This window comes from Fodinibius sp. GM108, from assembly GCF_058386985.1.
In genome coordinates this window covers 384,466-405,260 of the sequence record NZ_JBYEIR010000003.1, presented here as the reverse complement: position 1 = coordinate 405,260, position 20,795 = coordinate 384,466, and the positions used below count along the sequence as shown (strand labels likewise).

Sequence of the window (20,795 nt, the reverse complement as noted above, 5' to 3'; positions counted from 1 at the left end):
TAGAATGTGAAACCTGATTTAGAATGATACAACTTCGACCAGTGCACTATCCTGAAGACTGCTCTGGCCAATAGTTACTACTGTATCAGCAGGACTGAGTCCCTCCAAAACTTCGATATTATTTCCATTCTCATATCCAGTATTAATGGTTTTGCGGAAAGCCTGGTTGTTGTTGATCACATAGACGCTGCTTGACCCATCTTCGCTTATGACAGCATTTTTAGGTATCGTCAGTACATTATGGTGGGTGTCATAAACAATGCGAATGCGCCCAAACATACCGGGTTTTAGCTGTTGCGTCTCATCCCTAACGGCTACGGTAACTTTGAAGGTGCCGGTTTCCGGATTTACTGTAGGACTAATTCGCAATACTTCACCTTCAAATGTCTGGTTGCTTATAGCATCTACCCTGATAATTGCTTGCTGCCCCTTTTTGATTTTATACATCTCATGTTCCGGCACTTTTAACACCGCGAGAATGGGGTCAAAATCCGTAATCTCAAAAACCTCTTGATCACTATTAATCATATTACCCACTTTGATTAGTCGTTCAGATACTACCCCGCTTATCGGTGCCCGAATTTGTGAATTCCTAATCTTCAGTCGAGCTAATTCATACTCGGACTCTTGGGCCTGGTATTCGTACTTTGCATTTTCAAACTCCTGAGCACTGATCAGATTTTTGTTATAGAGCTCCTCTTTTCGATTGAGTTCATTCAGGAGGCGATCCATAGTAGCCTTAGCGCGTTCTGCCTCAAGTTCGAGCTGCTCATCTTCAAGTTGAGCAAGAACATCTCCTTTTTCTACATAATCACCTTCTTCTACATGCAGCTCACTGACGATTCCCCGTACTTTAGAAACCACCATGGCTTCTTCCTTAGCTTCAAGTGTTGTTGTGGTCGAATAATAAGCTGAAACATCACCACTTTGAGCAGTAGCGATTTCAACGGGAATAGCAGCTGTCGAATCTTCATCACTTAAATTTTTTGATTGAGATTCTGTACCGCATGACGAGAGAAAAGCTGTAGAAACTCCAATTATCCCTAGAAGCATCCATTTCATAAAATATTTCATAGCAAGAACCCGCTTTTCAAATTTCGGATTAAAAATTATTTGTTTCTCATTACGTCCGAATCTCAAAAAAGGTTACACGATTTTTTAGGGGGGAGTTAAATTGTTGTTAAGAGTAAGGTAGCAGGGTGATTGCAGGTGGCAAGTAGATAGAGTGGGGGGGGGCGGTAATGGTAGGCAGAAAGTAGTTGGCGGTAGACAGGTTTCGGTTTTTGCAGTTCATTTAAAAGAAGAGTCGTTCCACACCTCTGGTGCGGAACGTAAATGATTAGTTGCATAGAATACCCGTTTTCTACTCATTACAAAGCTCCAGCTATGTAACGCTAAAGATGATTGCTTTTCAAATGTCGTATTAGCTCTGTCTTCTGATAAAGCCAAAGCAGAGTTCATCCCAGGCAGGAGCTTTGGGATTGAGATGATGTGTGGAAGCAAAGTTTAATACGGACGTCCGACGAGGTTTTGGGCAGATGGAAAAAGCCCTTTCACTGCTTGGCTGTACAATTCCAGGGGGACGAGATGTTTTGAATCAATTCTTTCCCACGGATGAATCGGTGGGCTAAGAACATTCTGTAAAAGCTCACTTTAAGTGAGCTTCGGGTTTTTTTTCTTAGCCTGATGATTTATCTTCAGGCTAAGGGCCAACAGAAGAGTAATGAGTTGATTTTAGGCGGTTTTCATGACCCTTTTTATGAAGACAGAAGAATTACTGTTTTACCAACTGCTCATTGCCTACAGCCATATGCTAATTATTATTTCAAAAACATTTCAGGATGTCGGGTGTGGAAATCAGTCGCCTCTTGGTACTTTTGAGCTACCCCCATCAGCGTCCCCTCGTCGAAAAGATCGCCCATGAAAGTTATGCTGGTTGGTTGTCCTTCATCCGTAAAACCATTGGGCACAATAACAGACGGATGTCCCGTTAGATTTGTAAGCAACAGATTATTTCCGCCGTAGGTGGGAGAGACATATACGTCAATATCTTGCATCAGAGAGTCCATTTTTTGAATAAGTTGCTGTCGCGCACGATTCGCCTGAATGTATTCCACGGCCGGAATAAACCGGGAGGCCCGAAAGATATTCGGCCATGCGGCAGTGCTCTGACGAACCATCTCATCATCTTTGTCGGTAAGTGTAAGTTGGTCAAAAGCCGCAGCTCCCTCGGCCGTTAAGATAAATCGAAGTGCTCCGATAGGATAATCGGGCAGTTCTATAGGAATTAAATCCGCTCCTAATTCCTCAAGTTTTGCAAGAGTAAGGCTGTCACGCTTGTTGTTGTAATTATCTTCTCCAAAAGCAGATTCTACATATCCTATTTTTAGTTCGCTTAAATTGACATTCGATTTATGGTTGAAGGGTAAATCAATTACTGTTTGATCTTTGCCGTCAGGGCCATGTATAGCATCGAACACCATAGCGGCGTCTTCGACTGAGCGGGTGATCGGACCAACTTTATCCATGCTCCAGCTCAGAGCCATTCCACCATGACGGCTTACGCGCCCGAATGTAGGACGAAGACCGGTAGTGCCGGTTCGGTTTGAGGGAGAGATGATAGATCCCAGCGTTTCGGTACCGATAGCGAAGGGGAATAAACCTGCTGAAGTGCCGGCGGCCGAGCCAGCCGATGAACCACTCGATCCCTGTTCCAGGTTCCATGGGTTGCGCGTTGTACCGCCGAACCAGACATCCCCATAGGCCAGAGCACCAAGGGTCGTTTTAGCAATAAGTACCGCACCGGCCTCTTCGAGTTTTCTTGCTACAGTTGCTGTCTGATCAATGGTTTGATCTTTATAAGGTACGGCTCCCCATGTTGTTTTGTATTCTTCAACGGCAAAAAGATCCTTGAGTCCGTAGGGGATACCGTGCAATGGACCACGATAATTTCCTTGATCTAATTCTTTATCCATTTTTTCTGCCTGCTCCAGTGCCAGTTGTTCAGTCACTGTTACAATTGCTTCAAGGGTATCGCCGTATTGTGCAATGCGATCCAGAAAAAACTCAGTAAGTTCTACCGACGTAATTTTTTGTTGCTGGATGAGTGAAGCCAGTTCCTTGATGGAATAAAAAGCCAGACCCGCTCTATTTTCAGGCAAAGATATATCATCAGGAATGTTCCAGTCGGCGGGACGCTCAGTCTTGTCGAATGTTCTTCCAGGAGGAGTGGGATTAAAATTGAGGGCAGGAGGGACATCATTGCTTAACTCCAGGTTTCGGATCTCTTTATAAGAAGCTCTGTTATTCTCCAGATCAGATATCATGGAATCGCGTTCGGCTTCTGTAAATTCAATCCCGATAATTTTTGAAGCTTCTTGAATTACCTGTGGCGTGATTTCATCATTTAGCAGATGAATAGATGTGAAGGCGAGCAAGAATCCCAAAAATAATCCCAAAAGCAGGGTGCCAGTACGATTTTCCATAAAATATATTTTGTTTAAAAAGAAGATGGTAATATAAAAAAAGCTTGTTTTATAAATGGAAGGTGATTGTGCTTATTAAGAATTGCAATCCACTGTCATTATACGATATTAATGTAAATGTATAGGTGAAAAATTACGATCTGGCGGCTGAATCCCCCAGCTCTAATTTTCTCCTAATGAGACTTGAGGAGTACTACCAGTTGCACCAGGATAAGCTATAAATAGCGCGGGAATTAATTCCCGCGCTAGCAATTTGATGGAATCTACTCATCCTTTTTTATGGATGAATAGACATTAGCTTCTAACCGTTCAGACCATTATTTTCTGTTTCAACATATTTTTAACGTACTGATTCGATAGCGGTCTGTATTCTGTTATTCGGAATGCGGTTAAAAGGGAATCCGGTGATCCTCAATATTTTTTGAGATTGGGAAAGTCCGGAGCAGTCCCCGCTGCTGTAAGCTCTATCAACTTTTGATCCTTCAAAACCACTGTTCATTCTTATTTGGTCGGATGGACGGGAAGGTTGTCAAAAGTGGAGCAAGCCAGAAGACCTGCCGGTATTGATGACGGAAAAAGCTTTCGGGAGAAAAGCTGTATCCATGACTCGCTTATATTCTTACTATCCCTGTCTATCTATATTTTTATCGGGACTTTTGATCCTTTTTTTTACATCAGCATGTCAGCCGGAGCATCGTTCAGATCAAAACCGATCTGCAGCCACAGTCGATTCGGTTCACTTCCCTCACAAAGCAGAGGCTGAATATGCCAAAGGATTTCGAATCAGCTATCACAAAAATTATAAGCTCTTGGAGATCATACAGCCGTTTCAGGATCAGACAGATACCCTGCGCTATTCGTTGGTACCCAGCGAGATAGCTGATGAGATTCAAGTAGAAGATACAGAGGAGATTCCTATCCCTGTAGAAAGTTTGTTGGCTACTTCAACTACGCATATCGGACTCGCAGATATGCTCGAATCCACGGATATCATTACCGGGATGGCCAGTGCCGGTTACGTGTATAATGAAAAGATACGCCGGGGCTTAGATGAGGGAGAGATAGTAAGCCTTCCACAGGGTGAGCTTAACAAAGAGGAAGTGCTTTCACTGGGTCCTGATCTTTTGATGATATCAGGAGGAGAATCATCGCAGTTTGATAATTTAAAAGTACTTATCGATTCGGATATCAATGTAATGGTGAACTCGGAGTGGTTGGAGACAACACCACTTGGAAAGGCTGAATGGGTGAAAGTACTGGCCGCTTTGCTGAATAAGGAAAAGCTTGCCAATCAAAAGTTTAACGCTGTGGCTGAAGAATATAATCGGCTCAAGGCCAGGGTTGATACGGTGGATGAAAAACCGCTGGTAATTAATAATATACCCTATAAGGGAGCGTGGTTTGTGCCGGGGGGTAATAGTTATACAGCGCAGTTCTTGAAAGATGCCGGTGCCGATTATCCTTGGTTTGATTCGAACGAAACGGGCGGACTTCGAAAAGATTTTGAAGTTGTTTATGAAATCGGACTTGAGGCGGATATATGGCTCAATCCGGGAACGGCCAAAAGCAAGTCAGATATTTTGGCCAAGGATTCTCGGTTCCAGGAATTTAATCCCTATAAAACGGGTGAAATTTACAATAATAACAGACGCACCAATGAGAACGGGGGTAATGATTATTGGGAATCGGGTGTGGTGCATCCGGAGATATTGTTGGCAGATTACATCAAGATATTTCATCCGGAGATAATGCCCGATCACTCGCTGTATTATTATCAGAAAATTGACTAATGGCCGAACAATCCAAGCAATATAGCACCGGCATGCGTCCGCTGTACTTTTTCCTGCTCATCGGCGGTGTGATTGTGCTGTTTCTGCTAAATCTGGCTCTGGGATCGGTGGATATTCCACTCAATGATATTGTTCAGGTTTTGATGGGCGGAGAGGCAGAGCGAGGTTCCTGGCAAAAAATTGTGATTAATATCCGCATACCCCGGGCGGTAACCGCTATCTTGGCCGGCAGTGCATTGTCAGTGAGCGGGCTGTTAATGCAGACGCTGTTTCGCAATCCGCTGGCGGGTCCGTCAGTGCTGGGGATTACTGCGGGTGCTAGCCTTGGCGTTGCCATCGTGATGTTAGCTGCCGGTACCATTACCAGCATATTTGCCATCCAGCAGCTTTCGGCGATGGGCAGCTGGCTGATTGTGATTGCGGCAAGTCTCGGATCGGCGGCCGTGCTACTGCTCATCTTGCTGATCTCCATCAAAGTACGGGATAATGTGACGCTGCTTATCATTGGACTGATGATCGGTAATCTTACCATCGCGCTTGTGAGTATTTGGCAGTATTTTAGTCAGCCCGAGCAGATACAGGACTACCTGATATGGACTTTCGGCAGCCTCAGCGGTGTGCCGCTCAGCCAACTATGGATTTTGGCAATAGTAGCTATTGTGGGCACGGTTATCGCTTTTGTGCTTGTGAAGCCGCTAAACGGGTTGCTGCTCGGGGAGAATTACGCTCGAAGTATGGGGCTTTCCGTTTTTTCGGCACGTATCTGGATTATTGTAGCTACAAGTATTCTGGCCGGCGGCATAACCGCTTTTTGTGGCCCCATCGGTTTTGTAGGGATCGCCGTGCCGCACCTGACGCGATCGCTCCTCGGAACCAACGAGCACCGCGTTCTTATTCCCGGCACGTTGCTCATGGGAGCATTGCTGCTACTTGCTTGCGATATCATTGCGCAAGTTCCCGGTACGACGACAACACTGCCGATAAGCGCCGTCACCTCCATGATTGGTTCGCCGGTGGTTATCTGGGTGATCATTCAACGCAAAAATCTGCAGGCATCATTTTGATGGATAATACGTCGATCATATCGACCAATAATTTGGAGATAGGATTTCCTGCCCGCAGCGGAATGAAGTCTGCTACCGTTGTGGCATCAAATATCGATGTGGCACTAAATGGTGGTGAAATTGTATGTTTGCTGGGTCCGAACGGCTCGGGAAAATCGACCCTCATCCGTACGCTTTCGAATTTGCATGCTCCCCTGGGTGGAAACATCCAATTGGATGGAGAAAACCTGAATCAGTTTTCGAACAAGCAGATCGCGCAAAAGATCAGCACGGTTTTAACCGATCGGTTGACAATTGGAAATTTAAGTGTTTATGAGCTGGTCGCCTTTGGGCGTTCTCCATATACAGGCTGGTTTGGTTCTCTGACAAAACAGGATGAAGAAATAGTTAAGTGGGCAATTGAATCGACCGGGATTGAGCAGTTTGTAGAGCGAGATGTGCTTCGCCTCAGCGACGGTGAGCGACAAAAGGTGATGATTGCACGGGCACTGGCGCAGAATACGTCTACGATTTTACTGGATGAGCCAACGGCCCACCTGGATCTGCCGAATCGGGTAGAAATCATTAGGTTGCTGCGAAAGCTTGCACACGATACGCAAAAAGGAATTTTGCTTTCGACACATGAGTTGGATTTGGCACTGAAGGCCGCCGATACGCTGTGGCTCATTAATCGAAAAGGGGAGGTAACTACCGGTACCCCCGAAGACTTGGTGCTGGATGGGACGTTCGAGTCGGTATTTGAGCGTGATAGTTTTGACTTCGATCGGAGTACCGGCTCATTTAAGCTGCATCAACCAACGAAAGCCCCAATCTATCTTACCGGTGATACCGTAGGTGTATTTTGGACGCGTCGGGCTCTCGAACGGGAAGGGCACAGGGTTACGGAATCCAATGGGACAGATCTGCAAATTGATACGCAATATATAGGTGATCATTTTGAATGGAAGGTTACAAATGGCGATGTAGATTTTTCTTGCACTTCTATTAAAGAATTGATCGGATTTCTTCGTAAGAATGTCGCGACAAGAGAATCAGTAGATTAAATGATCTAGAGCTTTCAATAAATCTTATCTACATCTTATATAACATTTAAATTTCAAAGCTTGATAAAGCCTTGTTTGTACTCATGTGAGGAAATCGAAGGGAGTTCAGGACCAGCGGCTGAAAACCCAACAACTTAATGTCTATGGTAAATTATTTGGCCTCCCTTTTGTCTTGATACAAAAGGGACTAAAAAATCAAGGCTGAAGAATTGTGTACACCGCTTCAGCCTACAGGATGCGCGGATTTTGATGGTCCTTTTCCTTGAGTACATGATTATGAGATAGTTACCGGTATAAAATCCACACCCGCATCCTTTTTCTTCAGCACACAATTCTTAGGCCGGGCTAAAAACCGTAAATCAGAAACACAAAATGCACCTGACTTCTAATTAACTTATCTAGGTGAGGTGTGGAAAGGGCGATGGGACGGAGCGTTCAGAAATAAATGGGGAACGACGTGCCAATAACAACGAAGGTTCCGAAGCATGAGAAAACGTTGAGATTTCAGAAAGTAAAACATCTACATTTATTTCCGCTCCGGACGAGCCCGTGCGCCGAGACTCCGAGTGATTCGGAGTGAGTTTTACTGCACCTTTTGCCTGTCCCGAACTTTTTCGGGGCTCATTAAAAAGGTGCAAAAGAAAGAGTCCATGATAGACAGAACAACATTTACAATTCTTTAGTCATCGAAGTCTTTGAATAGTTTTCCTAGTGCTTTCTCAACCTAGTTTTACTGGTTCCGACTGGAGGTCGACGGTATATTATGGCGAAGTATTTCCCATAAAAACCTGTGGTCATCCGTTCAATCAGCCTTATCCGCGTCCAACTACCGCATGCTAAAAAATCATACTCTGCCATTTTGATTTAATAATAACTCCGCCTATTTTCGGGGCGTGCATAGGTTCCGCCAGCTGGCGGATTAAAACGGGAATCCGGTGCCTCATTCTTCAAAATTTTAAAGAGTGAGAATTCCGGAGCATTCCCCGATGCTGTGAGTTCCAATAACTTTTGATCTTTCTTTAACCACTGTTCCAAAAGCGGGACGGGAAGGTCGTCAAAAGCGGGACAAGCCAGAAGACCTGCCAATGCACAGCATTCGTAGCTTTCGGGAGAAAAGCGAAGAATAAATATAGTTCCTGTACCAGGACATATTTATCCCTTCCATTTTTGATGTCCCAAAGGTACGAATGATGAATAAATCATCATTTGTAACCTAAATATTCACAACATGAAACTTATCAAATCAACTCTTTCAGGGTTATTAGCTCTAGTAGCTTTTCTTTGGATCTGTTCACCTGTATATGCTCAACAAAGTGATTTTACTGTAGATACAACCATTTATGAGATGGATGAGATAATTATAAGTGCCAGTAAATATGAGCAGTCGCCGGAGTCGGTCGGGCGAAACATTACCGTCATTTCTCAAGAAGAAATTGAAAATTCTATTTATAACAATGTGAGTGAACTGTTGCATCAGCAGCAAAGCATTCACATGGTTGGTGCAGACCAAACACCTGGTTCTCTTCAGCAGGGTTTTATCCGGAATGCTAACTCCAACCACTCTATTGTCATGATTGACGGTGTGCGTATCAGTGATCCCTCCACGACAGGTAACGGTTTCGATCTTTCCGAGCTATCTCTTGCCGGTATTCAGCGGATTGAAATTGTCCGGGGTTCCCACAGTACTATTTACGGATCTTCGGCAATTGGTGGTGTTGTCAATATTATTACAGAGGGTAAAGGAGCCGAAGGTTTGAATGTAAATATTGGAACTGAACATGGTGTCTTTGGTGAAGATACATATGCGACAAATAACAGTCTTTCAACAAACTATACCTCAGAATCAGGTATGTATGCCAACTTTGGAGTGGATCAGCGATACACGAATGGCATAGATGCGACGGTTGATACAACCGCAGGCGGTGGTTTTAATCCCCAAGACGAAGATGGATTTCGGAAGTTTGACCTGTACGGAAAGTTAGGATACAGCAGTTCAGGTTTCGATATTTATGGCTCGTACCGACGTGCCGATCAGCGAGTTGAACTTGATCAGGGTGCTTTTGAAGATGATGATAACGCCCGGCAAAACTACGACCGTGATCTGTTCAACTATGGCATTAGCACAGAACTCAGCGATCAAATTGCGCTTGATTTTGAAGGAGCATATTCAACCCTGAATCGGGATTTTGTTAATGATTCATCGATTGTTGATGAGCAGGGTAACTACGACGGTACGTATACTGAAACTATTGGAGATGGTACCCTTTTGGAAAATAAACTGTCGGGTGTTTTTTCCGTTGATGAGGCCAGAATTGTTGTTGGACTTGAAAACAGCCAGCAGACGATGAACTCTCGCAGTTACACATACAGCAGAAGTCAGTTTGGAGTATTTGAATCGACTACCGATCTCGATTCATTGGATCTGAAAGAGACGATCAACAGCATTTTCTTGCATTCTGATTTAAACGGTACGCTGCTGGATGAAAGTCTCAATGCTTTTTCTTTGGTATTAGGAGGCCGGTATGCAAGCCACAACAGGTTTGGGTCTCATGTTACATATGAAATGAATCCGCGAGTACAGCTATCTTCTTCGGCTATGATTTACGGAGCAATAACAACGGGTTTTAATGCCCCTTCGCTATACCAGCTACATTCGCCAGATCAGGCATTTAATGCCTATACTAACCGAGGGAATGATGAGCTAAATCCTGAGGAGTCAATTTCTTACGAGCTGGGATGGAAACAGAACATCAACAATTCGGTTCGTTTTGAATTTTCATTGTTCAGAACTGATGTTGAAAATGTAATTGAATACGTGTACCTCTGGAATGGAGATAAGTCAGTTTCTGGTCTTAATGGCCAAGATTATCTGGGTGATACTTATATCAATATAGCCGAACAGCAAGTTAACGGAATAGAACTTGGCGTTAATGTTCAGGCTATTTCTAATCTTTCCATATCCGGTAATCTAAGCTATACTAATTCCGAAAGTACTTTTGAACCCGGTGATATTGATGAGTCCTATACCGGTGGAAATCATGTACAGATTTTTGAAAGTGGTGTCTTTGTGGATGAGGAGCAGCAGGTTGATGGTCTTACTCGACGTCCCAGCGTTTCTGCCAATGTACAGATAGATTATCTGCCAGGTACCAATTGGAAGGTTGGACTTTCATCTCAATTTGTTGGCAATCGCGATGATATATTTTATAGTGCGGATCTTGGCCCTTATGGCGCGCTTGACCGATCAGAATTGAGTAACTATAACGTGACGGATGTGAGCCTGCAATATCGTGTCAATCGAAATATCAGGCTAATGGCGAAGATTAAAAATGTATTTGATACTGATTACCAGGAAATCAGAGGCTATAAAACCCGTGGTCGAGGAGCTTTCCTGAAAGCATCAGTATCTTTATAGTTATTAACACTATGACTGATGAGAAGTCAGTGAGAAGGTCGTCCAGATGTTCTCAGAAATTTAAAGAAGGAATCGATTATTACATCGATAAAAGGGGCAATTTTGTTTTTACTGCCCAATATCTCAAAAGTCGGGGGACGTGCTGCAAAAATGGTTGCAGGCACTGTCCCTTTGGCTTTAACAAAGAAAAAGAGGAATAATGATCTACCTGATTACCGGGGGTAAACGCTCAGGAAAAAGCAGCCATGCTCAGGAGGTTGCCTTATCACTCAGTGATTCGCCTGTTTACGTTGCAACGGCCCGCATTTGGGATGATGATTTTGAGCAGCGCGTGGAGCGTCATAAAGAGGACCGAGACGATCGGTGGACAAGCATCGAAACGGAGAAAGAGTTGGGCTCCCTTGATCTTGAAAGAAAAGTAGCGGTAATAGATTGTATAACATTATGGCTCACCAATTTTTTTACGGATACCAATCAAGATGTCGAACAGTCAAAAATGCTTGCAAAACAAGAGTTAAAATCATTGTTCCGAAAAGATGCTACCCTGATTATTGTAACCAATGAAATCGGTATGGGGACTCATGCTCAAACGGAAAGCGGAAGGAAATTTACGGATCTGCAGGGGTGGATGAACCAGTATATAGCTCGCGAAGCAGATAAGGTTATCCTTATGGTATCCGGAATCCCCGTTACTGTAAAAGAGGATTAAATAATGCCATTGGATTTTAATATATCTTCCGTTGACAAAAGCCTAAGGGAGAATCTACAGCAAAAAATTGATAACAAGACCAAGCCCGTTGGTGCATTGGGAATGCTCGAAGATATTGCTCTGCGAATAGGGCTGATCCAGCAGCAATTAAATCCGGTGCTGTTAAAGCCTGTACTGGCCGTGTTTGCAGGCGATCACGGTATTGCGAACGAAGGCATTGTGAATGCCTATCCCCAAAAAGTAACGGCTCAGATGGTTAAGAATATGATAAGCGGAGGTGCGGCTGTTAATGTGTTTTGTAAAACTCATGATGTTACACCTAAAATTATTGATGCAGGGATTGCATTAGACTTAGAGCCTGATGAAAAACTCATCAACCGAAAAATTGATTATGGAACCCATAATTATGTGAACAGGCCGGCTATGAGTCATGCCCAATGCCTGCAGGCAATTGAGGAAGGGGCAAAGCTCATTGATCAATGGCATAACGATGGCACAAATATTATTGGTTTTGGTGATATGGGCATTGGCAATACGTCTTCTGCTTCAATAATTACTAGTTTTATGACTGGAAAATCGATTGAAGATTGTACCGGTAAGGGAGCGGGGCTGAATGAAAATGGAGTCAGGAAGAAAGCTGATATTTTGAGTGAAGCTGTCGAGAAGCATCAAATTTCGGATGATCCCGTATCGGTTTTAAAAACCTTCGGTGGATTTGAGATTGCAATGATTGCGGGTGGAATACTTCGGGCCGCTGAGCATCAAATGATTATCCTTGCTGATGGATTTATTGTTACGGCTGCTCTTTTAATTGCCCATGCTCTGCATGATGAGATATTAGATTATGTGGTGTTTGCCCATGAGTCTGGTGAAAGAGGACATCGCTTACAGCTGGAATACCTGGGAGGGGATCCCATCCTGCAGTTAAATATGAGGCTGGGGGAGGGAACGGGAGCAGCCATGGCCTACCCTGTGGTTAAATCCGCTGTTAATTTCCTCAATGATATGGCATCATTTGAAGATGCGAATATTTCACGCGGAGGGGGAAAATGAAGAAAGAGCTGCAAATATTTTTGACTGCTGTCATGTTCTTTACAAAAATTCCGTGCCCTTCTTGGATAGATCATTCCGCAGAATACCTTAACAAAAGCAGCCGGTATTTTTCACTCGTGGGAATCATCGTAGGAGGAGTGGGGGGCGGTGTTTTTTATCTGTCCAATTTCATCTTTCCGCATTCTGTCTCAGTCGTCTTAAGTATGCTGGCGACAATCTGGCTGACAGGAGCATTTCACGAAGACGGGCTTGCCGACATGTTTGATGGTTTTGGAGGTGGATGGACGAAAGAAAAGATTCTTGAAATAATGAAAGACTCCCGAATCGGTACATTTGGTGTGGCAGGGCTGACAGGCATGCTGGCCTTGAAGTTTGTGAGTTTAAATGCATTGCCTGCATTCGCCATCCCTCTCATCCTGATCACCGGACATTCACTGAGTCGCTTTTTAGCGTCCACACTTGTCCTTACACATCAGTATGCCCGGATTGATAATGCAAAAGCAAAGCCTGTGGCCAAAGAAATGTCGATTACCTCGGTCGTGATAAGCGCCTTTTTTGGATTTCTGCCGCTTGCATTTTTTAACAGCTTATGGGTTGGCCTGACAATTCTACCCGTCCTTATTGTCCATTTTTATCTGGGGTCTTTCTATAAGAAGTGGATCGGGGGCTTCACGGGGGATTGCAGCGGGGCATCCCAGCAGCTAACAGAGATAACTTTCTATCTTTCGGTATTGGGTTTATGGAAATTTATTTAATCAGACATACAAGTGTCAATGTAGATTCGGGTGTCTGCTACGGGCAGTCAGATCTGGAACTATCCGAAAATTTTTTTCAGGAAAGCCAGGAAGTTGTTTCGAAGTTGCCAGTAAGTATAAGTAAGGCGGTCGTTTACAGCAGTCCGCTAAAGCGCTGCCGCAAACTCGCAGCCGAACTGACAACAGAAAAAATTTATTTCGATGATCGGCTGAAGGAGCTGGATTTTGGGAAATGGGAGCGGAAAAAATGGAGTGAAATCAATTCTGATCGTCTTCAAGAGTGGATGAAAAATTTTGTGCAGGTATCATGTCCGGATGGAGAATCCTATTTAGACTTGAAGGAGCGTGTTGTTGAATGGTGGGATGAGATTACCGAAAAAGATTATGAAAACGTAATTGTAATAACTCATGCAGGAGTAATACGAAGTCTACTGAGTTATATACTGGATATCCCCTACAAAAAAAGCTTTCGACTGTCGATCGATCAGGGACATATTTCTGCAATATCCGTTGACGATCAGAAACTTTCAGTTAAATTTATTAATCGATGAAAAAAGTTCTTTTTAACTGGAGCGGCGGAAAAGATTCTTCGCTGTGCTTATATAAACTTTTGCAAGATGAAGAATATGAAGTTTGTCGTCTTTTAACATCTGTCAATGAAGAAAAGGGGCGGGTTTCCATGCATGGAACTCGTGAGGCTCTGCTGCAAAATCAGGCGAAAAAAATAAACATTCCGCTGGATTGTGTAATGCTTCCGGACCAAATAGATATGGCTGAGTATGATCAATTAATGAAAAAGGCATTGCAGTCCTATAGCAAAGAAGAAATCTATTATTGTGCATTTGGCGATATTTTTCTGGATAATTTACGGACTTATCGCGAAAAGAGGCTGGCGGAGATAAATATGCAAGCCCTGTTTCCACTGTGGAAACAATCAACGGAAAAGTTGTCACGGCAGTTTATTGATCTGGGATTCAAAGCCGTTATTTCTTCTGTCGATGGAAGCAAGTTAGATAAATCATTTGTTGGCCGGGAATATGGTCACACTTTCTTAGAAGACCTGCCTGAAGATGTAGATCCCTGTGGAGAGAATGGTGAATTTCATTCCTTTGTTTATGATGGGCCAATCTTTGAGGCACCCGTTTTATTTGAGAAGGGCAGAGTAGTGCAAAAAACCTATAATCCGACAAAAGATGAAGGTCATTCCTTTTCTGATGATAACTCAGAAAAGGAATCTTCTTTTTCCTATTGGTTCATCGATTTACATCCTGTTACTAAGTGATATTTTCCAATTTTTTAGGAAGGAGAAAATCTTAATTGCTATGTTCAAAAGCTGGTTTAAAGCATTCTAACATACATTTATGGTTTTTTAAGTATGAAAAAGCGGGATTTTATGATCCAATTTATCAACGAATGGAGCAGTTAACAATCAATCATTTTTTCGGTGTTTTTACAAAGCTGAAGCCCTTTTTGATTTTACTCTAAAGACGACCAAAAAAGTTATCCACATTTACTTTCTTGTTTTAATGATTATCTGTTCTAAAGCTGCTTCAAAACTTCTTCTCAATTGTGGATAACTTGGCCCTTTTGTGGAAAAGTATTTGGCGTTTTTACTTGCCCCAAAGTACTAGTCCTTTATATTTAATTGAAGAAAAATAGAGATCATCTGAAATCGTTTTAGGTAGTCAAACCAGAAATTATTAATAGTCAAGTAACCGGAGATATTATATGAAATTTACTCGCTTTTATACTCAGGAAGAATGGGATACTCCTTATGGTGATATGGAGTTTGAAACCAGAAAATCGGAGATAAAAAACCCCGACGGCTCCATGGTTTTTTCCATGGATGCATTAATTGTACCCGAATCCTGGTCGCAGGTATCTACTGACGTAATAGCGCAGAAATATTTCCGAAAAGCGGGTGTTCCTAAAATCACAAAAAAGGTAAAAGAGAAGGGAGTGCCCAAATGGCTTCAGCGTTCCGAACCTGATGAAGAAGCGATGAAAGAGGAAGGGTATGAGGAGGACGAGTTTTATGGCGGCGAAGATGACAGTCGTCAGGTGTTTCATCGTTTGGCCGGTTGCTGGACATATTGGGGATGGAAGCATGACTACTTCGATTCAGAAAAACAGGCAAAGATTTTTTACGATGAGCTGTGCTATATGCTGGCTAATCAAATGGCGGCTCCCAACAGTCCCCAGTGGTTTAATACTGGTTTGCACTGGGCGTATGGTATCAACGGCCCATCACAGGGACATTATTATGTGGATGGCAAGACGGGCGAATTGACAAGGTCAGATGATGCTTATTCGCATCCGCAACCGCATGCATGCTTTATCCAGAGCATTGATGACAATCTGGTTAATGAAGGCGGTATTATGGACCTGTGGGTTCGAGAGGCACGTCTGTTCAAATATGGATCGGGTACAGGAAGTAACTTCTCTAAAGTCCGGGGCGAAGGAGAACCCCTAAGCGGTGGCGGTAAATCCTCTGGTTTAATGAGTTTCCTTAAGATTGGCGACAAAGCAGCTGGTGCTATTAAATCCGGCGGAACAACACGTCGCGCAGCAAAGATGGTGACGCTGGATCTCGATCATCCCGATATTGAGGAATATGTGAACTGGAAAGTCCGTGAGGAGCAAAAAGTTGCTTCCATGGTTGCGGGATCCAAAATTCTTGAAAAGCATCTCAAAAAGATAATCAAGCTCTGCAACAAGCCTATTGAAATTGACGGGCGTACATTCAACGGCGCGGTGAGTCGCGATCCCCTGAAAAACAAGGAGCTTGGTAAGGCGATAAAAGAAGCCAAGCAGGATCAGGTGCCGCTGAATTATATCGAGCGAGTTGTGCAGCTGGCGGCGCAGGGCTACACCGACCTCGAATTTGAAACGTATAATACTGATTGGGATTCAGAAGCTTATCGTACCGTTAGTGGGCAGAATTCAAATAACTCGGTTCGCATCCCCAACAAGTTTATGAAGGCCGTTAAGGAAGATGGCGAATGGGATCTGTATTGGAGAACCGAGAAGCGAAAAGCCAAAGAAGAAGGTCGTGAGCCAAAGCCGTGCAAAACAATGCCGGCACGCGATCTGTGGGATCAGATAGCTAATGCCGCTTGGGCATGTGCGGATCCGGGCGCACAGTATCATGACACTATTAATGAGTGGCACACGTGTCCGAATGACGGACCGATCAACGGAAGTAATCCGTGCTCGGAATATATGTTCCTTGACAACACGGCTTGTAACCTGGCATCGCTGAACCTGATGAAATATTTCAAGACCGATGAGTGTCAGGAGTTTGATGTAGAATCGCTGCGCAACGCTTCACGCATATGGACGGTCGTGCTTGAGATTTCAGTATTGATGGCGCAGTTCCCGTCCAAAGAAATTGCCGAGCGCTCTTATAAGTATCGTACACTGGGACTTGGATTTGCAAATCTCGGTGCTGCGCTGATGGTTCAGGGTGTGCCATATGATAGTGATGAAGGCTGTGCGATTGCGGGTGGATTGATGAGCATTATCCACATGAATGCGTATAAGACCAGCGCCGAGATGGCCAAAGAGCTTGGTCCGTTTGAGCGTTTCGAAGCCAATAAGGAGCCGATGCTCAAGGTTGTCCGTAACCACAAGCTGGCGGCTTATAATGTGGATCCCGAAGAGTATGAGGATCTTACTGTAAAACCAATGGGCATTGATGCTAATGAATGTCCCGAAAACCTGTTGAAAGCGGCTCGAAAAGATTCTGACGAGGCCGTTGAAATGGGTGAAAAGCATGGATATCGCAATGCACAGGTAACGGTCATTGCCCCAACGGGTACTATCGGTCTTGTGATGGATTGTGACACAACCGGTATTGAACCCGATTTTGCACTGGTCAAATTTAAGAAGTTGGCCGGGGGCGGATATTTCAAGATCATTAATCAGTGTGTACCCAAGGCACTACAGAATCTTGGATACAGCCCCAAAGAGCGTCAGGCAATCATCAATTATGCTAAAGGACATGGCACATTGGATGGCTGCCCGCATATTAATGAGGAGAGTCTCCGCGAGAAAGGTTTCGGCGATAAGCAGTTCGAGGCTATCGAAGAGGCACTGCCCAGCAGCTTTGAGATCAAGTTTGCCTTCAACCAGTGGACGCTGGGCGAAGAGTTCTGTAAAGAAGAGCTTGGTCTCTCCGAAGAGCAGCTGGGTAATCCGCAGTTTGATATGCTCAAGCATCTTGGATTTTCAAAAGAGGAGATCCAGGAGGCTAATGATTATGTCTGCGGTACGATGACCGTTGAAGGTGCTCCTCACCTGAAAGATGAGCATCTGCCGGTATTTGACTGTGCCAATCGTTGCGGTCGGATCGGTACGCGGTACATTAAGCCGAAAGGACATATTCGTATGATGGCTGCGGCTCAACCGTTTGTTTCGGGAGCAATTTCCAAGACAATTAACCTGCCGAACGAAGCCACGGTTGAAGATTTTAAAGATGCTTATATGGATTCGTGGGAGCTGATGCTCAAGGCGAATGCTCTTTACCGCGACGGCTCGAAATTAAGTCAGCCGCTGAATAGTCTTAGCGATGTCTTCGAAGAACTTGATGAGGAAGATCTCGATGAAGAGACAGAGGCGGCCCAGGACAAAGTAGTCGAGACGGCTGAACGTATTATTCACAAATATGTGGCTGATCGCCAGCGGTTGCCGAATCGCCGAAGCGGTTATACGCAGAAGGTGAAAATCGGTGGGCAAAGCGTCTATCTGCGAACCGGCGAATATAAGAATGGTCAGCTCGGTGAAATATTTATCGATATGCACCGAGAAGGTGCGGCTTTCCGAAGCCTGACCAACTGCTTTGCCATCGCAATTTCACTTGGCCTGCAGCACGGGGTACCGCTCGAAGAATTTGTGGATGCATTTACTTTCACAAAGTTTGAGCCAAGCGGAACCGTCAGCGGAAGTCCGCATATCAAGATGACGACTTCGGTTATCGATTATATTTTCCGTGAGCTTGCCGTGACGTACCTCGGTAGAGAAGACTTGGCGCATGTACCGGCAGAAGATGTGATGTCGCGCAAAATGCGTCCTTCTGAAGAAGCCGAGAAAGCACGAGAAAAAGCCAAGCGGGTTGATCCGAATTTACAGCCGGATGAGAACGGCGAATCGGAGGAGCCGGAGACCGTTACACAGTCGCAGCCGAGTAAGCCATCACAAACTTCTGATGAGGGCGAAAGCTATCAGAGCGATTATGAGAAGGCCAAGGAGCTGGGATACACCGGTGATTCTTGTCCTGAGTGCGGCAGTATGACGATGGTCCGAAACGGTACGTGCCAGAAATGCATTACCTGCGGATCGACAACTGGCTGTTCATAAGATTCTAAAAGTAGTAAGTTTTAATTTATGGCTTACTAATATTCTATCGAACCCTGGCAGGAGACCCAAACCTGCCGGGGTTTTTTTATATTACTACCTTGAGATAAGGGGAAACGCTTGAAGAGCTGGAAGATATCTTCTTGACTAAATATGCCAAAATTTGAACCCGAAACAGCTTTGAATAGATGACCAACAAATAGAATACAATTCTGGTGAGTAAAAAAATTATGGATGAAAAGAGAGTTGTATGTGTCGGAGAAGTTCTCTGGGATGCATTACCTGACGGATTATTTCTCGGTGGAGCTCCTCTGAATGTATGTTATCATTTAAATCAATTAGGAATTGATGCCACTATATCCAGTAAAGTAGGGGATGATCGCTTGGGGAAAGAAGCTTTGAGAAGGATAAAAAGCAAAGGCATTTCTACAGAATATATTCAGCAGGGCCAAGAGCATGAAACCGGTTTTGTGAAAGTGCAGTTCGCAGAGCACAATAATGAACCTTCCTATGATATTATTAAACCTGTTGCATGGGATTTCATTCAATCAACAACAGAGCTTGAAAACCTGGTGAAAAACAGCTGGGGATTGGTTTTCGGATCGTTGGCTCAGCGCCATACAGTCAGCCGGCAAACCATTCAGCATCTTTGGGAGTATGAAGGTAAAAAAATATTGGATCTCAATTTACGAGCTCCTTTCATAGATAAAAATATCGTAGATGATTCGTTACAAGTGGCCGATATACTAAAAGTAAATCAAGAGGAATTGAATCAGATAAAAGAATGGTATGCGTTGCCGGCTGATAATCCTGAAGCAGTAAAAGAATTGATTGCCAAATTTAACTGCTCTCTAGTTTGTATTACTTGTGGACAGGATGGGGCTTGGCTGTATCAGGGTAACAGCTGGTATGAGCATTCCGGCTATCGCGTCAAGGCTGAAGATACGGTTGGGTCTGGAGATGCTTTTCTGGCAGCATTGATCTATGGATTGCAAGAAAATAAGCACGGAGAGGAGTTGTTGGCTTATGCCAATGCTGCCGGTTCATTAGTAGCTCAAAAAAATGGGGCTATACCCGAATACAATATTCAGGACATCGAAAGTATTACTACCAGTTGATGTTGCAAACGACAAAGGTTTACTTTCTTGTGGATATCTAAAAAATCTTAGTGTTCTTTGTGCCTTAGTGGTAAACATATTACCCAATCCACGGATAGTCATCCCAGTTCGGTTTGCGTTTTTCGAGGAAAGCATCGCGTCCCTCGGCAGCTTCGTCGGTCATATATGCCAGACGGGTAGCTTCGCCGGAGAAAACCTGTTGTCCCACCATGCCGTCATCGACCAGGTTAAAAGCATACTTAATCATTCGAATAGCCGTCGGACTCTTCTCCAGGATTTCCTGCGCCCACTGATAAGCCGTTTCTTCCAGCTCGTCATGAGGAACGACTGCATTGACCATTCCCATATCATACGCTTCTTGGGCAGAATAATTTCGACCCAGAAAGAAGATCTCACGCGCTTTTTTCTGTCCTACCTGACGAGCAAGCAGTGCAGAGCCAAATCCACCATCAAAACTGGCCACATCAGCATCAGTCTGTTTAAAGATAGCGTGCTCCTTGCTGGCAATAGTCAGATCACAAACCACGTGCAGACTGTGTCCGCCTCCCACAGCCCAGCCGGGTACCACGGAGATAACGACCTTGCCCATAAAGCGGATCAACCGCTGCAGGTCGAGCACATTGAGGCGCGGCGTACCGGCATCATCTTTATATCCGGCTTTGCCGCGTACATTTTGATCGCCGCCGGAGCAGAAAGCCCATTTGCCATCCTTGGGAGAGGGACCTTCGCCGGTTAGCAATACTACGCCAATATTTGAATCTTCCCGGACATCGAGAAAAGCATCCTGCAGCTCAAACAGCGTTTTGGGACGAAACGCGTTGCGGATTTCCGGTCGGTTGATCGCAATACGCGCTACGCCTTCCGATTTTTTAAACGTGACATCTTCGTATTCATTGACGGTTTTCCAGTTCATGATAGTGTTTAGTCTTGAGTAGTGAGTCTTGAGTAATGAGTATGGTTTTTGTCATCCCGAGAATCCGTTGTTCCGGGATGTGAGGAATCTCAAAT

15 protein-coding genes and 2 riboswitches are annotated in these 20,795 nt (G+C 44.3%); of the genes, 12 read left to right on the top strand and 3 right to left on the bottom strand.

The genetic code is table 11. From position 1 onward, the window contains the following. Window positions 1-18: 18 nt before the first annotated feature. Together ACT3ID_RS07685 and ACT3ID_RS07680 are read right to left on the bottom strand one after the other, a co-directional pair. A complete protein-coding gene (locus ACT3ID_RS07685) occupies window positions 19-1,074 on the bottom strand; it encodes an efflux RND transporter periplasmic adaptor subunit (protein WP_491541418.1) in 1,056 nt (351 codons plus the stop codon). A gap of 746 nt (window positions 1,075-1,820) precedes the next feature. Further along, entirely contained in the window at window positions 1,821-3,485 is a 1,665-nt protein-coding gene (locus ACT3ID_RS07680; RefSeq protein ID WP_491541417.1) for an amidase, read from the bottom strand. 343 nt (window positions 3,486-3,828) lie between these two features. Further along, window positions 3,829-4,061: riboswitch (cobalamin riboswitch) on the top strand. 26 nt (window positions 4,062-4,087) lie between these two features. On the opposite strand from ACT3ID_RS07680, the gene ACT3ID_RS07675 reads away from it, so the two are divergent. From ACT3ID_RS07675 to ACT3ID_RS07620, 12 genes are all read left to right on the top strand, one after another. After that, complete coding sequence (locus ACT3ID_RS07675; protein WP_491541416.1) at window positions 4,088-5,275, top strand: ABC transporter substrate-binding protein; 1,188 nt, start codon at window positions 4,088-4,090, stop codon at window positions 5,273-5,275. Further along, window positions 5,275-6,339: an iron chelate uptake ABC transporter family permease subunit gene (locus ACT3ID_RS07670; RefSeq protein ID WP_491541415.1), complete on the top strand. Its 1,065-nt coding sequence runs from the start codon at window positions 5,275-5,277 to the stop codon at window positions 6,337-6,339. Before ACT3ID_RS07675 ends, ACT3ID_RS07670 begins: the two co-directional genes overlap by 1 nt. Beyond that, window positions 6,339-7,382, top strand: a complete 1,044-nt coding sequence (locus ACT3ID_RS07665; RefSeq protein WP_491541414.1) for an ABC transporter ATP-binding protein — start codon at window positions 6,339-6,341, stop codon at window positions 7,380-7,382. Before ACT3ID_RS07670 ends, ACT3ID_RS07665 begins: the two co-directional genes overlap by 1 nt. 882 nt (window positions 7,383-8,264) lie before the next feature. After that, a riboswitch (cobalamin riboswitch) is annotated at window positions 8,265-8,483 on the top strand. A 127-nt stretch (window positions 8,484-8,610) separates the two neighbouring features. Continuing rightward, on the top strand, window positions 8,611-10,797 hold the full coding sequence (locus ACT3ID_RS07660) for a TonB-dependent receptor plug domain-containing protein (RefSeq protein WP_491541413.1): 2,187 nt from the start codon (window positions 8,611-8,613) through the stop codon (window positions 10,795-10,797). 11 nt (window positions 10,798-10,808) lie between these two features. Beyond that, entirely contained in the window at window positions 10,809-10,997 is a 189-nt protein-coding gene (locus ACT3ID_RS07655; RefSeq protein WP_491541412.1) for a C1orf53 family protein, read from the top strand. Beyond that, entirely contained in the window at window positions 10,997-11,506 is a 510-nt protein-coding gene (locus tag ACT3ID_RS07650) for a bifunctional adenosylcobinamide kinase/adenosylcobinamide-phosphate guanylyltransferase (RefSeq protein ID WP_491541411.1), read from the top strand. The genes ACT3ID_RS07655 and ACT3ID_RS07650 overlap by 1 nt, the downstream gene beginning before the upstream one ends. Before the next feature lie 3 nt (window positions 11,507-11,509). Then, complete coding sequence (cobT, locus tag ACT3ID_RS07645; protein WP_491541410.1) at window positions 11,510-12,559, top strand: nicotinate-nucleotide--dimethylbenzimidazole phosphoribosyltransferase; 1,050 nt, start codon at window positions 11,510-11,512, stop codon at window positions 12,557-12,559. Continuing rightward, window positions 12,556-13,314, top strand: coding sequence for an adenosylcobinamide-GDP ribazoletransferase (locus ACT3ID_RS07640; RefSeq protein ID WP_491541409.1), 759 nt, complete (start codon window positions 12,556-12,558; stop codon window positions 13,312-13,314). The genes cobT and ACT3ID_RS07640 overlap by 4 nt, the downstream gene beginning before the upstream one ends. After that, on the top strand, window positions 13,299-13,865 hold the full coding sequence (cobC, locus tag ACT3ID_RS07635) for an alpha-ribazole phosphatase (protein WP_491541408.1): 567 nt from the start codon (window positions 13,299-13,301) through the stop codon (window positions 13,863-13,865). The genes ACT3ID_RS07640 and cobC overlap by 16 nt, the downstream gene beginning before the upstream one ends. Next, a complete protein-coding gene (locus ACT3ID_RS07630) occupies window positions 13,862-14,596 on the top strand; it encodes a Dph6-related ATP pyrophosphatase (RefSeq protein WP_491541407.1) in 735 nt (244 codons plus the stop codon). The genes cobC and ACT3ID_RS07630 overlap by 4 nt, the downstream gene beginning before the upstream one ends. Before the next feature lie 446 nt (window positions 14,597-15,042). Continuing rightward, window positions 15,043-18,672 carry a vitamin B12-dependent ribonucleotide reductase gene (locus tag ACT3ID_RS07625; protein WP_491541406.1) on the top strand — a complete coding sequence of 1,210 codons (3,630 nt, stop codon included), beginning with the start codon at window positions 15,043-15,045 and terminating at the stop codon, window positions 18,670-18,672. A gap of 227 nt (window positions 18,673-18,899) precedes the next feature. Then, window positions 18,900-19,787 (top strand): carbohydrate kinase family protein, encoded by an 888-nt coding sequence (locus ACT3ID_RS07620; protein WP_491541405.1) that lies wholly within the window; start codon window positions 18,900-18,902, stop codon window positions 19,785-19,787. Window positions 19,788-19,866: 79 nt separating this feature from the next. On the opposite strand, the gene ACT3ID_RS07615 is transcribed toward ACT3ID_RS07620, so the two are convergent. Beyond that, entirely contained in the window at window positions 19,867-20,700 is an 834-nt protein-coding gene (locus tag ACT3ID_RS07615) for a 1,4-dihydroxy-2-naphthoyl-CoA synthase (RefSeq protein WP_491541404.1), read from the bottom strand. Between the last annotated feature and the right edge of the window lie 95 nt (window positions 20,701-20,795).

Excerpts from the sequence above, each read along its gene's own strand:
- ACT3ID_RS07685 (WP_491541418.1), bottom strand. The coding sequence starts at position 1,074 with ATGAAATATTTTATGAAATGGATGCTTCTAGGGATAATTGGAGTTTCT.
- ACT3ID_RS07680 (WP_491541417.1), bottom strand. The coding sequence starts at position 3,485 with ATGGAAAATCGTACTGGCACCCTGCTTTTGGGATTATTTTTGGGATTC.
- ACT3ID_RS07675 (WP_491541416.1), top strand. The coding sequence starts at position 4,088 with ATGACTCGCTTATATTCTTACTATCCCTGTCTATCTATATTTTTATCG.
- ACT3ID_RS07670 (WP_491541415.1), top strand. The coding sequence starts at position 5,275 with ATGGCCGAACAATCCAAGCAATATAGCACCGGCATGCGTCCGCTGTAC.
- ACT3ID_RS07665 (WP_491541414.1), top strand. The coding sequence starts at position 6,339 with ATGGATAATACGTCGATCATATCGACCAATAATTTGGAGATAGGATTT.
- ACT3ID_RS07660 (WP_491541413.1), top strand. The coding sequence starts at position 8,611 with ATGAAACTTATCAAATCAACTCTTTCAGGGTTATTAGCTCTAGTAGCT.
- ACT3ID_RS07655 (WP_491541412.1), top strand. The coding sequence starts at position 10,809 with ATGACTGATGAGAAGTCAGTGAGAAGGTCGTCCAGATGTTCTCAGAAA.
- ACT3ID_RS07650 (WP_491541411.1), top strand. The coding sequence starts at position 10,997 with ATGATCTACCTGATTACCGGGGGTAAACGCTCAGGAAAAAGCAGCCAT.
- cobT (WP_491541410.1), top strand. The coding sequence starts at position 11,510 with ATGCCATTGGATTTTAATATATCTTCCGTTGACAAAAGCCTAAGGGAG.
- ACT3ID_RS07640 (WP_491541409.1), top strand. The coding sequence starts at position 12,556 with ATGAAGAAAGAGCTGCAAATATTTTTGACTGCTGTCATGTTCTTTACA.
- cobC (WP_491541408.1), top strand. The coding sequence starts at position 13,299 with ATGGAAATTTATTTAATCAGACATACAAGTGTCAATGTAGATTCGGGT.
- ACT3ID_RS07630 (WP_491541407.1), top strand. The coding sequence starts at position 13,862 with ATGAAAAAAGTTCTTTTTAACTGGAGCGGCGGAAAAGATTCTTCGCTG.
- ACT3ID_RS07625 (WP_491541406.1), top strand. The coding sequence starts at position 15,043 with ATGAAATTTACTCGCTTTTATACTCAGGAAGAATGGGATACTCCTTAT.
- ACT3ID_RS07620 (WP_491541405.1), top strand. The coding sequence starts at position 18,900 with ATGGATGAAAAGAGAGTTGTATGTGTCGGAGAAGTTCTCTGGGATGCA.
- ACT3ID_RS07615 (WP_491541404.1), bottom strand. The coding sequence starts at position 20,700 with ATGAACTGGAAAACCGTCAATGAATACGAAGATGTCACGTTTAAAAAA.